Source organism: Mycobacterium sp. 134 (assembly GCF_048282715.1).
GTDB lineage: Bacteria > Actinomycetota > Actinomycetes > Mycobacteriales > Mycobacteriaceae > Mycobacterium > Mycobacterium septicum.
Genome location: NZ_JBLVUN010000008.1, coordinates 4,315,150 through 4,329,748 on the forward strand (window position 1 = coordinate 4,315,150; position 14,599 = coordinate 4,329,748).

12 protein-coding genes are annotated in these 14,599 nt (G+C 67.2%); 2 read left to right on the plus strand and 10 right to left on the minus strand.

Annotated features, from left to right (window positions below; all coding sequences use genetic code 11):
• The first annotated feature begins 55 nt into the window (after positions 1–55).
• Positions 56–1,627, plus strand: a complete 1,572-nt coding sequence (locus ACNQVK_RS25290) for a PE-PPE domain-containing protein (RefSeq protein ID WP_418031716.1) — start codon at positions 56–58, stop codon at positions 1,625–1,627.
• Positions 1,628–1,706: 79 nt separating this feature from the next.
• Here ACNQVK_RS25290 and smc read toward each other — a convergent pair whose 3' ends face one another.
• Genes smc through ACNQVK_RS25305 form a run of 3 tightly spaced genes read right to left on the minus strand, consistent with a single transcriptional unit; the run spans position 1,707 to position 6,033 of the window.
• Positions 1,707–5,294: a chromosome segregation protein SMC gene (gene smc, locus ACNQVK_RS25295; protein ID WP_418031717.1), complete on the minus strand. Its 3,588-nt coding sequence runs from the start codon at positions 5,292–5,294 to the stop codon at positions 1,707–1,709.
• Between the two features lie 26 nt (positions 5,295–5,320).
• Positions 5,321–5,629, minus strand: a complete 309-nt coding sequence (locus ACNQVK_RS25300) for an acylphosphatase (RefSeq protein WP_418031718.1) — start codon at positions 5,627–5,629, stop codon at positions 5,321–5,323.
• A complete protein-coding gene (locus tag ACNQVK_RS25305; RefSeq protein ID WP_044517502.1) occupies positions 5,626–6,033 on the minus strand; it encodes an OsmC family protein in 408 nt (135 codons plus the stop codon). Before ACNQVK_RS25305 ends, ACNQVK_RS25300 begins: the two co-directional genes overlap by 4 nt.
• A 137-nt stretch (positions 6,034–6,170) precedes the next feature.
• Here ACNQVK_RS25305 and ACNQVK_RS25310 point away from each other — a divergent pair, with 137 nt between their 5' ends.
• The gene (locus ACNQVK_RS25310) at positions 6,171–7,013 is read left to right on the plus strand and encodes a hypothetical protein (protein WP_418031719.1); all 843 of its coding nucleotides are present in this window, start codon (positions 6,171–6,173) and stop codon (positions 7,011–7,013) included.
• A gap of 10 nt (positions 7,014–7,023) precedes the next feature.
• Here ACNQVK_RS25310 and mutM read toward each other — a convergent pair whose 3' ends face one another.
• From mutM to ACNQVK_RS25345, 7 genes are all read right to left on the minus strand, one after another.
• Positions 7,024–7,890, minus strand: a complete 867-nt coding sequence (gene mutM, locus ACNQVK_RS25315; RefSeq protein ID WP_418031720.1) for a bifunctional DNA-formamidopyrimidine glycosylase/DNA-(apurinic or apyrimidinic site) lyase — start codon at positions 7,888–7,890, stop codon at positions 7,024–7,026.
• Between the two features lie 6 nt (positions 7,891–7,896).
• Positions 7,897–8,568: a ribonuclease III gene (rnc, locus tag ACNQVK_RS25320; RefSeq protein ID WP_418034320.1), complete on the minus strand. Its 672-nt coding sequence runs from the start codon at positions 8,566–8,568 to the stop codon at positions 7,897–7,899.
• 26 nt (positions 8,569–8,594) lie between these two features.
• Positions 8,595–9,212: a YceD family protein gene (locus ACNQVK_RS25325; protein WP_418031721.1), complete on the minus strand. Its 618-nt coding sequence runs from the start codon at positions 9,210–9,212 to the stop codon at positions 8,595–8,597.
• 67 nt (positions 9,213–9,279) lie between these two features.
• Positions 9,280–10,017 (minus strand): cell division protein SepIVA, encoded by a 738-nt coding sequence (gene sepIVA, locus ACNQVK_RS25330; RefSeq protein ID WP_044517497.1) that lies wholly within the window; start codon positions 10,015–10,017, stop codon positions 9,280–9,282.
• Between the two features lie 110 nt (positions 10,018–10,127).
• Entirely contained in the window at positions 10,128–10,604 is a 477-nt protein-coding gene (gene coaD, locus ACNQVK_RS25335) for a pantetheine-phosphate adenylyltransferase (protein WP_418031722.1), read from the minus strand.
• A 38-nt stretch (positions 10,605–10,642) separates the two neighbouring features.
• Positions 10,643–11,197 carry a 16S rRNA (guanine(966)-N(2))-methyltransferase RsmD gene (gene rsmD / locus ACNQVK_RS25340; RefSeq protein WP_418034322.1) on the minus strand — a complete coding sequence of 185 codons (555 nt, stop codon included), beginning with the start codon at positions 11,195–11,197 and terminating at the stop codon, positions 10,643–10,645.
• Complete coding sequence (locus ACNQVK_RS25345; protein ID WP_418031723.1) at positions 11,194–14,577, minus strand: pyruvate carboxylase; 3,384 nt, start codon at positions 14,575–14,577, stop codon at positions 11,194–11,196. The genes rsmD and ACNQVK_RS25345 overlap by 4 nt, the downstream gene beginning before the upstream one ends.
• Positions 14,578–14,599: the final 22 nt, after the last annotated feature.

The window sequence follows — 14,599 nt, forward strand, 5'->3', positions numbered from 1 at the left end:
CGTTTGGTCGGCATGTGGTCCTTCCCTTGGGATTTTCGCGAAAGGGAGGAACAGGATGCACATTCGTGCGCTTCGGGGGCTGGCACTGACGCTGGTCGCCCTGGTGGGCACCGTCGGGCTCGTCGTGACGGCGAGCATGACGACGTTGGTTCAACTGGCGGCCACAGCGCTCATCATGGGCGGGACCGGAATGAAGGCGCTGGGAGATCCGCATCAGTGGGGTGCCGGCACTTATCTGGACCAGGTGAACAACACCTATCTGTCCGATCGGCACCTCGACGAGGACGACTTGAAATGGGTGCAGACACCCGAGCAGTTCTGGCCCGCGACCAGCCTGACCGACATCAGCTTCGACACCTCGGTCGCCCGCGGCGTCCTCAGCCTCAACAACTCTGTACTGAGCACACCGGGCGAAAAAGTCGTCGTCGGCTACTCACAGAGCGCCAACATCGCCACCCGGGAGAAGCGGAACCTGGCCGAGTTGCGAGCCCAGGGCGCCACGGTGCCCTCACCGGACGAGCTGTCGTTCGTGTTCGTGGCCAACCCCAACCGGCCCAACGGCGGAATCCTGGCCCGGTTCGAGGGCCTCTACATCCCGATCCTCGGGGTCAGCTTCGACGGCGCCACCCCGGATGACGAATACAAGACGATCGACGTCGCGCGCCAGTACGACCTGATCGCCGACTTTCCCAAATATCCACTCAATCTGCTGGCCGATCTCAACGCCCTGATGGGCTACGTCTACCTGCATCCGAACTACGGGTCATCGGTGGTCGACCTGGACGATCCGAGCACATACGACTCCTACACCTCCGGCAACACCACCTACTACCTGGTGCACACCGAGCACCTTCCGTTGCTGCAGCCGTTCCGCGACATAGGAATCCCGGCGCCGGTGATCGACCTGGTCGAGCCCACCCTGCGGGTGTTGATCGAGCTCGCCTATGACCGCACGCCTGCCAACATGGGTGTCCCGACCCGCGCCGGGCTGATACCCCACATCAATCTCGACAAGTTGGCGTCGGATCTGAGAGCCGCAGCCGAGGAAGGCGTGCGCAACGCCCTCGCCGGCCTGGGGATCGACACCGCCGACACCGCCGATCGCCACCCAGAAACCGTTGCCGCACCGGATGAGTCGGCGCCACAGAAGGTGACGCCCGGCGTTTCGGCACCGGAGAAGCCTCAGCCCGGACCGACCCGGCTGCACGTGCCCCGTCTGCATCCCAAAACGGACACCGACGTCCTCGCCGTAGCCGACGCCGACACCCCGAAGTCCGATCTCGAGACAAAGGATCCCGAGGCCGACACCGCAGTCGACACCGCCGTCGACACCGCCGTCAAGACCGAGGGCGACATCAAGACCGAGGTCAAGACCAAGACGCCACCGAAGCCGAGATCGGCGGCCGAGCGAATCAGGCAGTCAGTGCGGCAGGCACTCTCGCCCAAGGCATCCGACGGCGTCAAGGCCGACGAATCGGGCTCCGACTCGCGTTCGACCCGCAGGGTTCATCGCGCCGACGAAAGCGGTTCGGCCCAGCCCACATCCGGAACTGCGGAGGCAAAAGACAGCGGTACACACGAGAAGCCGCGCCGAAACCACCGCACCGCACACTCTGACGCGGCATAGGGGCACATCCGTCGAGCGTGCGGGGTGAGATCCGGATCCGCGGGGGAATCCGGATCTCACCCCCACGCTCGGCACCCGATCAGCTCGGGTTGGCCGCCAGTTCCTGTCCCCGCATCCGCTGCGAGATCACGGTGGTGATGCCGTCACCGCGCATCGTCACACCGTAGAGCGCGTCGGCGACCTCCATGGTGGGCTTCTGGTGGGTGATCACGATCAGCTGCGACTTTTCCCGCAGCTGTTCGAACAGGCTGATCAGCCGGCGCAGGTTCACGTCGTCGAGCGCGGCCTCGACCTCGTCCATCACGTAGAACGGGGACGGGCGGGCCCGGAAGATGGCCACCAGCATGGCCACCGCCGTCAGGGACTTCTCGCCGCCGGACAGCAGGGAGAGTCGCTTGATCTTCTTGCCCGGCGGCCTGGCCTCGACCTCGATGCCAGTGGTCAGCATGTCACTGGGGTTGGTCAGCAGCAGCCGGCCCTCGCCGCCGGGGAACAGCGTGGAAAACACCTGCTCGAACTCGCGCTCGACATCGACATATGCCTCGGTGAACACCTGCAGGATGCGCGTGTCGACATCGGCGATCACGTCGAGCAGATCGGTGCGGGCGGCCTTGACGTCCTCAAGTTGCGTGGACAGGAAGTTGTAACGCTCCTCCAGGGCCGCAAACTCTTCCAGTGCAAGAGGATTGACCCGGCCCAACTCCGAGAGCTCGCGTTCGGCCTTCTTGGCCCGACGTTCCTGGGTCGGCCGGTCGAACGGCATCGGCGCGGGCGCCATGACCTGTTCGCCCCGCTCGCGTGCCTGCTCGTACTCCGCCATCTCCAGCTCGGTGGGCGGCAGCGCCACCTGGGGGCCGTACTCGGCGATCAGATCGGCAGCCGGCATCCCGAACTGCTCGAGCACCTGAGCCTCGAGCTGCTCGATACGAAGGGACGCTTGCGCTTTGGCCATCTCATCACGATGCAGCGCATCGGTCAGCGTCGTGATCCTCGCGTTGAGTTCGGTGACCGTCTCGCGCACCTGGGACAGCGCGGTGGCCCGAATCTGGCGCTCGGTGGCCAGCTCGTCACGCATCCGCGAAGCCACCGAAACCACAGCGCTCAACCGCCCCGCCACAATGCGTCCCGCTTCGGACACCGCCGCGGCCACCCGCGCCGCATGTTCGCGCGCCTCCCGGGCCCGTTGCGCCCGCGCCCGGGCCTCACGCTCGGCGGCAGCGGCGCGGCGTAGTGAATCAGCCCGTCCGCGAACCGCATTCGCGCGTTCCTCGGCTGTGCGCACCGACAGCCGGGCCTCCACCTCGACCGAGCGCGCCGCCTCGGCAGCGGCCATCGAGGCCTGGCGGTCCACGGGCTCGGCCTCGAACGTCGGAAGCTGTTCGGCGTTGTGCAGCCGCGACTCGAGTTCGGTGAGTTCCTCGACTGTCTTGGTACGCCCGGCCTCGAGTTCGTCGCGCTGGCGGATCAGCCGCTGCCACTCGTCACCGGCGCCACGGGCATCCTGCCCCAGTCGGCCCAGTTGTTCGTAGATGGCCGAGATCGCGGCGTCGGATTCGTTGAGCGCGGCCATCGCCTCTTCGGCCGACTCCTGTCGGGCCGCCTGCTCGGTCAGCGCACCTGACAAGGCGGCCGCCAGCTCACCGGTCTGCCGCTCGACGATCTCCAGTTCGTGTTTCGCCTTGTCGATCTCGGAACTGATCTCAAGGGTGGAGGGCTTGCGGTCGGACCCGCCACTGATCCAGCCGGCACCGACCAGATCACCGTCCGCAGTCACCGCGCGGAGGTCCGGGCGAGCCGACACCAGTTGCACCCCGGCGGGCAGATCGGTCACCACCGCCACCCCGGCCAGCATCGCGGTGATCGCCCCGCGCAACCGATCCGGGACGGTGACCACATCGTTGGCCCAGATCGCACCGTCGGGAAGCGTGCCCGATGCTGCCGAGCCGTTGACCTTCCAGTCCCCCAGCAGCAGTGCAGCCCGCCCGCCGTCGGATTCCTTGAGCGCGGCCACGGCGGCGGCGGCAACACCGAAATCCTCGGCGGCCAACGCGTCGGCGGCGGCCCCCAGAACGGTGGCCACCGCCACCTCATGCCCCGGCTGCACTTTCAGGTATTCCCCGATGGTGCCGAAAAGCCCTGAGCCGCTGTGGTTCTTCTGCAACCAGGCGGCACCGTCGCGTCGGTCCAGGCTGACGGAGAGCGCCTCGATGCGGGCCCGCAGCGAGGCGACCTGCCGCTCGGCGGCACGCTCGGCCGACTGAAGTTCGGCCACCCGTTCATCGGCGATCCGCAGGGCTGCCACCGAGCGGTCGTGCTGCTCGTCCAGACCCACTTCCCCGGCATCGAGTTCACTGACCCGGCTCTGTACGGTCTCGAATTCGGCCCGTGTCAGTTGGGCTTTGGCGCCGGCTTCCTCGATGTTGACCGACATCCGCATGACCCCGTCGTCGATCGACTCGACCCGGGTGCGCATCGTGTCGACCTGCCCGGCCAACCGGGCCAGCCCCTCGCGACGGTCCGCCTCGGCCCGGGCCGCGGCCAGATGCGCCCGCTCGGCCTCCGCGGCGATCTGTTCACGTTCGGCCAGCTCGGCGCGGGCGCTCTCCAGGACGATGCGCGACTCTTCGAGCTCGCCCAGCAGCTCCATCTCGAGCTCGGCGACCTCGTCGGCCTCGGCTTCCAGCGCCTCGGGGTCCTGCCCGGTGGAAACCTCGGCCTCCGCCTCGAACGACTGAGCCCGGTCGGTCGCGATGCGCACGGTGGCGCTCACCCGTTCGGCCAGGGCCGAGGCCCGGAACCAGGTCTGTTGGGCGGCCTCGGCGCGCCGGGTCAGTTCGGCCACCGCGGCCTCGTGCGCCTGCAGTTCGACCGTCGACGTCTCCAGCCGGACTGTCGCCTCGTCATGCTCGCGGCGCAGCGTGGTCTCGGCCTGGTTGGTGTTGTGGAACTCGACCTGCCTTCTCACCAGATCGTCGGCGGCGAGGCGCAGGCGGGCGTCACGCAGATCGGCCTGGATCGTCGCCGCGCGCCGCGCCATCTCGGCCTGGCGGCCCAGCGGTTTGAGCTGGCGGCGCAACTCGGTCGTCAGATCGGTCAGACGGGCCAGGTTCGCCGCCATCGAGTCGAGCTTGCGGACCGCCTTTTCCTTGCGTTTGCGGTGTTTGAGAACCCCGGCGGCCTCTTCGATGAAGGCGCGGCGATCCTCGGGACGCGACTCCAGGATCTCGGCGAGCTTGCCCTGGCCGACGATGACGTGCATCTCACGGCCGATGCCTGAATCACTCAGCAGCTCTTGAACGTCCATCAGCCGGCAGCTGCTGCCGTTGATCTCGTATTCGCCTGCGCCGTCACGGAACACGCGGCGGGTGATCGACACCTCGGAATACTCGATGGGCAGCGCGTTGTCGGAGTTGTCGATGGTCAGCGTCACCTCGGCGCGGCCCAGCGGCGCTCGCGAGGACGTACCGGCGAAGATGACGTCCTCCATCTTGCCGCCGCGCAACGTCTTGGCGCCCTGCTCGCCCATCACCCAGGTGAGGGCGTCGACCACGTTCGATTTGCCCGACCCGTTGGGGCCGACGACGCAGGTGATGCCGGGTTCGAACCGCAGAGTCGTCGGCGAGGCGAAGGACTTGAAGCCCTTCAGCGTCAGACTCTTGAGGTGCACGGAGTCAAACCCTACCGCCGACTCGGCTACCGTTCGCTGAACCCCGCCATCGGGGCGTCGGCATCCGCCCAATCTGCGACGACGTTATCCACCGACCCTGGGGTTTCACCGCTCTGCAGCAGCTCAAGCAATCGCTGACATTTCGCGCGCGGCCCCTGCGCCACGACGTGCACCCGGCCGTCGGGCCGATTCGAAGCAAACCCGGTCAGACCGAGCTCCAGCGCCCGTGCCCGGGTCCACCACCGGAACCCCACGCCCTGCACATGACCGTGCACCCAGGCGCTCAGACGCACTTCGGCGTCGGGCCCGGCCGCGGGGAGTTCCGGGCCGGTCATCGAGTGGCGACCTCGAACTTCACCTCGGTGCCGGACTTGAGGGTGCGGCCCACCGTGCAGACCTGGTCGATGGCGCGCTCGACCACGGTCAACAGCCTGGCCACCTCCGACTCCGAAAGACCCGACAGATCGATTTCGAGTTTCTCCTCCAGCAACGGGTAGCGCTCCTGCTCCCGGTCCGCCGGCCCGGACACCCTGATGGTCGCCGGATAGTCGTCGCCCAGACGCCGGCGCAGTGGCTGATCGCTGGACATCCCGCTGCACGCCGCGAGGGCGATCTTCATCAGCTCGCCCGGGGTGAACACGCCCTCGACGTCCTCACTGCCGACGAGTACCTCTGCACCGCGTGAACTGCGCCCGACATACCGGCGCACGCCGGTGCGGTCAACCCAAAGTTCGGTCATGCGGTATTTCTACACGTCGCGACACACGGTTATTCCAGCGGCGATGGCCGCGCACCCTGCTCGGGGGCCCAGTTCACCACAGCGGTGAACCATGCAGCGACGATAGACTCGGCAGACCGACATCGCCGAGGAGCACCGTGACGTACCCGCCGAGCAATCCGCCCACCCCGCCATCAGGCTCCCCCGAGCCCTGGCAGCAGCCGTATCAGCCGGGCGGGCCTCAGGGATATCCGAACACCGGCGCCAACCCCGAGCAGCCCTACGGCTCGCCCTATGGAGCACCCCAGCAGCCCGAGCCGCCCTACGGTTCCCCTTACGGAGCACCCCAGCAGCCCGAGCAGCCCTACGGCTCGCCCTACGGTGCACCTCAGCAGCCCTACGGCACACCTCAGCAGCCCCAGCCTCCGTACGGAGCTCCGTACGGCGCGCCCCAACAGCCCTACGGCTCGCCCTATGGAGCCCAACAGCCATACGGCGCGCCGCAGCAGCCGTACGGCTATCCCGCTCCCCAGCCACCCAAGAGCGGCAACGGTAAGTGGCTGGCGATCGCCGGCGCCGTACTGGCCGTGGTGATCCTGGTCGGCGGCGTCGCCATCTTCGCGTTGAGCGGCGATTCGAAGGACGGCCGCACCAATGCGGGGTCGTCACAGTCATCCAGCGAGAGCGCGGCCGAGCAGGAGGTCCGGGATTTCCTCGATGAGGTGATGTCGAGTAGCAGCGACCTCAACGAAGCCCTGCCCTATTTCTGCCAGGCCGATCAGGACCTGTTCGACAAGATCGGCGGTCTGGATGCCATCGACATTCCGAAGACCACTGATTCCAGCGGGACGGCGGAGATCACCAAGATCACGGTGAACGGGAGCAAGGCCGTCGTCGACATCTCCAGCAGCGCGGGCCCCGGCAAGCTGTACCTGCGCAAGGAAAGCGGATCGTGGAAGATCTGCATGTCCGATATGCCGGGCATGCCCAGCATGCCGTGATCCGTTCGGGTCAGCCCCGGGGCCGGGGCTGACACTTCGGGCAGTAGAACGACGATCGGTTCATGAACTTCTCGCGACGCATCACCGCGCCACACCGCCGGCACGGCTCCCCTTCGCGGCCGTAGGCGTCCAAAGACCGTTCGAAGTAACCGGATTCGCCGTTGACGTTCACATAGAGCGAATCGAATGACGTCCCGCCCTGGCTGAGCGCATCGGTCATCACCGCGGCGGCGGCATCGAGCACCTCGGCCAGCCGGCGGCGCGGCAGCAGCGCGGCGGTTCTGGCGCCGTTGACCTTGGTCCGCCACAGCGCCTCGTCGGCGTAGATGTTGCCGATACCGGACACCACGGTCTGGTCGAGCAGCTGACGTTTGATCTCAGAGTGCTTGCGCCGCAACACGGTAACCACGCTGTCTCGATCGAACTGCGGGTCGAGCGGATCACGCGCGATGTGAGCGACAGGCTGAGGCAACGCGGCGCCGTCGACCGTCACCAGATCGGCCAGCTGCCAGCCCCCGAACGTCCGTTGATCGACGAAGCTCAGGGCCGTGCCGTCGTCGAGGAGCGCGGCGATCCGCAGATGCCGGTCGTCGCGCAACGCCCCCAACAGCATCTGGCCACTCATCCCCAGATGCACCACCAGCGCATCAGTCGCGTCGTCGCTGCCAGCCTCCCCCAGCGTCAGCCAGAGGTACTTGCCCCGGCGTCCGGTTCCGGTGATGCGGGCGCCCAGCAGTCGCGCGGTCAGATCGGCGGGACCGGCCTCATGACGGCGTACGGCACGGGGATGATGCACACGTACCGCTGAAATCGTCTTGCCCGCGACATGTTCCTGCAACCCGCGGCGGACGACCTCTACCTCGGGCAGTTCGGGCATCGGTGCTCACGCATTGTCGAGTGCGTTCCAGGCCGCGGCCGCCGCCTTGAGCTCGGCCTCTTTCTTGTTGCGCCCCACGCCCCTGCCGTATTCCACATCGGCCACCACCACCGACGCCGAGAATTCCTTGTCGTGGTCGGGCCCGGTGGACGTCACCACGTAGGTGGGTGCACCGAGGCCGCGGGAGGCGGTCAGCTCCTGCAGGCTGCTCTTCCAGTCCAGACCGGCTCCCAGCGTCGGGGCGGTGTCGAGCAGTTCGCCGAACAACCGCAGGATCACCTCGCGCGAAGTGGTCAGTCCGTGCTGCAGATAGATTGCGCCGAGCAGGGATTCGACGCCGTCGGCGAGAATGCTCGACTTGTCGGCGCCGCCGGAGTTCTCCTCCCCCTTGCCCAGCAGCAGGTGACTGCCGAGACCGCCGTCGGTGAGCCCACGGCCGACATCGGCGAGAGCCTGGGTGTTGACGATGCTGGCCCGGAGCTTGGCCAGGTCACCCTCCGACCGTTCGGGGTGGCGGTGATAGAGCTCCTCGGTGATCGTCAACCCCAGTACCGCGTCGCCGAGAAACTCCAGCCGCTCGTTGGTCGGCAGGCCGCCGTTCTCGTAGGAGTAGCTGCGATGCGTCAACGCGATGGTGAGCAATTCGGCGGGCAAGTCGACGCCGAGTACTGCCAGCAGCGCCGCATGCGAGTCGGTCGCGTCGGTCACTCGTCGCCCCCGGGGCGCTCGTCGTCGGGCATCATCGCCGCCAGCTTGGCCCAGCGGGGATCGATCTTGTCGTGGTGGTGCCCCGGCTCTGTGGTGGCCAGTGGGACACCGCAATCGGGGCACAGTCCCGGGCAGTCCGGACGGCACAGCGGCGAGAACGGCAACGCCAATCCGACAGCGTCGATGATCGGCTGTTCCAGGTTCACCGTGTCGGCATGACCGGAGGCGCCCACCCGGCCCATCTCGTCGGCCTCGGTCGTCTCGTCGGTGGTGCTGTCGGGGTACGCGTAGAGCTCGGTGAGGTCGATCTCGACGTCACCGGTGAGTTCGGTCAGGCAGCGCGCACATTCGCCGACCGTGGGAGCCGATACGGTCCCGCTGACCAGCACGCCCTCCGACACCGACTGCAATTGCAGGTCGAGGTCGAGCGGTGCGCCCTTCTCGATGGCGACCAGCTCGGCGCCGATCCGCACGGGACTCGGCACCGTCTCCTGGTAGGCCAGGAACGAGCCCGGGCGCCGGCCCAGTCGGGAGACATCGATCACCAGCGGCGATCGGGAATCAAAGCGCCTCTCAGGCCCTCCCCGTCCAGCTGATTTCGCATGCGTCGCCATGCATCGATCCTACGGCGGCGTCAGATCACGCCACGACGCAGTGCGCACCGACAACTGCGCAAGGTCGTCAGCGGGTGGCGTAGTCGTGCGTGCCGGCGGTCGTGCGTAGCTGGTGACGTCCGCGGCCGACGGAGCGCAGCGTGCCGTTGAGGAAGTCCTCGAACTCGGCCAGTTTGCTGTCGACATAGATGTCGCACTCGCCGCGAAGCCGGTCGGCCTCGGCGTGCGCCGCGTCGATAAGCCGGGTGGCCTCGGCGGTGGCGGTCGAGACGATCTCGGTCTGCGACACCAGACGCTGCTGCTCCTTGATGCCTTCCTGCACGGCCTTCTCGTAGGAGATGTTGCCGTTTTCGGTCAGACGATCGGCTTCGGCCTTGGCGCGGCCCGTGGTCGCGTCATACTCGCGCTTCGCCGCGGTCGCGACCCGCGCCGCCTCTTCACGCGCCTCCCCGACCATGCGCTCACTGTGCTGACGGGCCTCGGCGACCATCCGGTCGGCCTGCGCCTTGGCGTCGGCGAGCAGGCGATCGGCCTCACCCCTGGCGTGATTGATCATGCCGTCGGCGTCGGCATTGACCTTGGACATCACCGACTCGGAGTGTTCCTTGGCCTCGCGCAGCAGCGAATCACGCGCGTCGAGCACGTCCTGGGCATCGTCGAGCTCACCGGGGATCGCGTCCTTGATGTCATCGATCAGTTCGAGCACATCACCGCGCGGGACCACGCAACCGGCGGTCATCGGCACACCACGCGCCTCTTCGACGATCGCGCCGAGCTCGTCGAGCGCTTCAAAAACTCGGTACACGGCAAAACCCTCCAGGTCGTCGTTGTTAGTAACCAGTGTGCCTGGTGTTACGCCTGTGACTTGGGAGCACAATCGGTGTGTCGCCGCCGGACCATGCCCGGCAACTGGGGTCAGCCGTTCAGTTTGGCCTGCAACCTGCGGTTAACCGGCTCGGGAAGCAGCGCAGAAACGTCGCCGCCCAGGGAGGCGACCTCCTTGGCCAACGACGACGACACGAACGAGTACTGCGGGGTGGTCGCGACGAAGAACGTGTCGACTCCAGCCACGTGCTTGTTCATTTGCGCCATCTGCAGCTCGTACTCGAAGTCGGTGCCGGTGCGGAGCCCCTTGACGATCGCCGTCAGACCGCGCGCCTTGACGAAATCGACCACCAGGCCCTGGCCGGATTCGACCCGCAGATTCGGCAGGTGTGTGGTCGATTCGACGATCATCGCGATTCGCTCGTCGAGGTCGAACATCCCCTTCTTGTTGGGGTTCACGAGAATCGCCACCACGACCTCGTCGAACTGCGCCGCCGCACGTTCGAAGATGTCGACATGGCCAAGGGTTACCGGGTCGAAGGAGCCGGGGCATACCGCGCCACTCATGGGTGACGACGGTACAGGCCGCCGTATCAACGAATCCGCTAGCCCACTTCGGCGAGTTCGACGCGGGTATCGCCGTATCGACGGGTACTCAGCTCATCCCAGCCCGCGGGCCAGCTCGCCGGCCGGCTCGACGCGCGCCGCTCCACCAGGACGACGCTGCCGGCGGTCACCCATCCTGCGTCGGCCAACACCGTGAGCATCGCATCGACCGAACCGTCGTCGAGGTCGTAGGGCGGGTCGGCGAAAACCAGATCGACCGGCCGCGTGGTGCCCCCGGCCAACACCGTGTCCACATTGCCGCGACGCACGGTGGCGCCGCGAACCCCCAGAGAGGCGATGTTCCCGGTGATGACGCCGGCCGCGCGCGCGTCGGCCTCGACAAAGGTCGCCGAGGTCGCGCCACGCGAAAGCGCTTCCAGGCCAAGCGCTCCCGAACCTGCGTACAGGTCCAGCACGGACAATCCCGCGAAATCCAGCCGCGCCGTCAACGCGTTGAACACCGCCTCCCTGACCCGATCGGAGGTGGGCCGGGTACCGCTGCGCGGCACCGCAATCCGGCGGCCGCCGAGTGCACCGGCGATGATGCGGGTCAGTTCACTACCACCAGCAGGTCGCCACCCTCGACCTGCGCCGTGGCAGCCACCGCGACGCGTTCGACGGTGCCGGCCTTGGGGGCGGTGATCGCGGCTTCCATTTTCATCGCCTCGATGGTGGCGATGGTCGCGCCCGCCTCCACGGTGTCGCCCGCGGCGACACCGACGGTGACCACACCCGCGAACGGGGCCGCGACATGATTCGGGTTGTTGCGATCAGCCTTCTCCGCCGTCGGGACCTCACTGGCGATGCTGCGGTCACGCACCGTGATCGGACGCAGCTGCCCGTTGAGAATGCACATCACCGTGCGCATCCCGCGCTCGTCGGCGTCGGAGATCGCCTCAAGACCGATCAGCAACTGCACACCGCGCTCGAGCTCGACGCGATGCTCCTCGCCGTAGCGCAGCCCGTAGAAGAACTGATTGGCACTCAGGCTCGAGGTGTCGCCGTAGGTTTCGCGGTGCGCCTCGAACTCCTTGGTCGGCGCCGGGAACAACAACCGGTTCAACGCCGCCTGACGCTTGGGCCCGGGTGCGGCCAGCAGCGCCTCGTCCTCGACCGAGAGCTCCTGAATCGGCTTGGCCGGTTCCCTGCCCTCAAGTGCCTTGGTGCGCAACGGTTCCGGCCATCCGCCAGGAGGATCACCGAGTTCGCCACGCAGGAACCCGATCACGCTGTCGGGGATGTCGTAGCGGGCCGGATCGGCGGCGAACTCCTGCGCGCTGACCCCGGCACCCACCAGCGCCAGCGCCAGATCCCCGACCACCTTGCTCGACGGGGTCACCTTCACCAGCCGGCCCAGAACCCGATCGGCCGCGGCGTAGTTGGTCTCGATCTCCTCGAACCGGTCCCCCAGCCCCAGGGCGATGGCCTGCTGGCGCAGGTTGCTCAACTGTCCGCCGGGGATCTCGTGCGTGTACACCCGCCCGGTCGGCGCGGGCAGTCCCGATTCGAACGGCGCGTAGACCTTGCGCAACGCCTCCCAGTAGGGCTCGAGATCGCAGACCGCGTCCAGCGACAGCCCGGTGTCGTACTCGGTGTGCGCGGCGGCGGCCACGATCGAGGACAACGCCGGCTGGCTGGTGGTGCCGGCCAACGGGGCCGCGGCACCGTCCACCGCCGACGCCCCCGCCTGCCAGGCCGCCAGGTACGTCGCCAGCTGCCCACCCGGAGTGTCATGGGTGTGCACATGCACCGGCAGGTCGAACCGCGACCGCAACGCCGAGACCAGCGTGTGCGCCGAGTGCGGACGCAACAACCCGGCCATGTCCTTGATCGCGAGCACGTGCGCGCCCGCATCGACGATCTGCTCGGCCAGCTTCAGGTAGTAGTCCAGCGTGTACAGGTTCTCGCTGGGGTTACTGAGATCCCCGGTGTAGGACATCGCCACTTCGGCGATCGCCGTGCCCGTCTCGCGGACCGCATCGATCGCCGGACGCATCGACTCGACGTTGTTGAGCGCGTCGAAGATCCGGAAGATGTCGATCCCGGTGCGGGTCGCCTCGTCCACGAAGGCCGAGGTCACCAACTCCGGATACGGCGTGTACCCCACGGTGTTCCGGCCCCGCAGCAACATCTGCAGACAGATGTTGGGGACCGCCTCCCGCAGGGCGGCCAGCCGCTCCCACGGATCTTCCTTCAGGAACCGAAGCGCCACATCGTAAGTCGCGCCACCCCAGCACTCGATGGACAGCAACTGCGGCATCGTCCGGGCCACATACGGCGCCACCTTGAGCAGACCGGTGGACCGCAACCGGGTGGCCAACAGTGACTGGTGCGCGTCACGGAACGTCGTGTCGGTGACCCCGACCGCCTTGCTGTCACGCATCCACCGCGCGAAGCCTTCGGGCCCCAGCTCGACCAGGCGTTGCTTGGAGCCCGGCGCCGGTACCGACGACAGATCCAGCGCAGGCAGTTTGTCCTGCGGATACACCCCCGTCGGCCGTTCCCCGTTCGGCTTGTTCACGGTGATATCGGCCAGGTAGTTCAAGATCTTGGTGCCGCGATCGGCAGGGGTGTGCGCGGTCAGCAACTGCGGGCGATCGTCGATGAACGAGGTGGTGACCCGTCCGGCCCGGAAATCCGGGTCCTCGATCACGGCCTGCAGGAACGGGATGTTCGTCGACACACCGCGGATGCGGAACTCGGCCAGCGCGCGACGGGCCCGTGAGACGGCCGTGGAGAAGTCCCGTCCGCGACAGGTCAGCTTGACCAGCATCGAGTCGAAATGTGCGGAGATCTCCGCACCCAGGTTGGATCCACCGTCCAGGCGGATACCGGCGCCACCCGGCGATCGGTAGGCGGTGATCCGCCCGGTGTCCGGACGGAATCCGTTGGCCGGGTCCTCGGTCGTGATCCGGCACTGCATCGCCGCCCCGCGGATGACCAGCGAGTCCTGGCTCAAACCCAGATCCGCCAGGCTCTCCCCGGCCGCGATCCGCAACTGTGAGCCCACCAGGTCCACATCGGTGATCTCCTCGGTCACCGTGTGCTCCACCTGGATCCGTGGATTGCACTCTATGAACACGTGATGACCGCGCTCGTCGAGCAGGAATTCGATGGTGCCCGCGCAGCTGTAGCCGATCTGGCGGGCCAGGGCTACCGCATCAGCGCAAATCTGTTCGCGCAGAGCAGGATCCAGATTCGGCGCGGGCGCCAGCTCGATCACCTTCTGGTGCCGCCGCTGCACGCTGCAATCCCGCTCGAACAGGTGCATCACGTTGCCCTGCGTATCGGCAAGGATCTGCACCTCGATGTGGCGCGGGTTGATGACGGCCTGTTCCAGGTACACCTCGGGATCGCCGAACGCCGACTCCGCCTCACGCGAAGCAGCCTCCACCGCCTCGGGCAGCGCCTCGGGGTCGGTGACGCGGCGCATTCCGCGCCCACCACCACCGGACACCGCCTTGACGAACAGCGGGAACGTCATATCCCCTGCGGCAGCGACCAATTCGTCCACCGACGACGACGGCGCCGAGGATGCCAGCACCGGCAGTCCCGCTTCCTTCGCCGCCGCGATCGCCCGCGCCTTGTTGCCGGTCAGTTCCAGAACGTGCGCCGAGGGCCCCACAAAGGTGATTCCGGCCTCCGCACAGGCCGAGGCCAGTTCCGGATTTTCCGACAAGAAGCCGTAACCCGGATACACCGCATCCGCGCCGGAATGCCTGGCGACCCTGATGATCTCGTCCACCGATAGGTACGCCCGTACCGGATGGCCGATCTCGCCGATCTGATACGACTCATCGGCCTTCAGGCGGTGCAGCGAATTGCGGTCCTCGTACGGATACACCGCCACCGTTGCGATGCCCATCTCATAGGCAGCACGAAATGCACGGATCGCGATCTCGCCACGATTGGCGACTAACAGCTTGGAAATCACGGGTAGACCTAACCGACAAGTT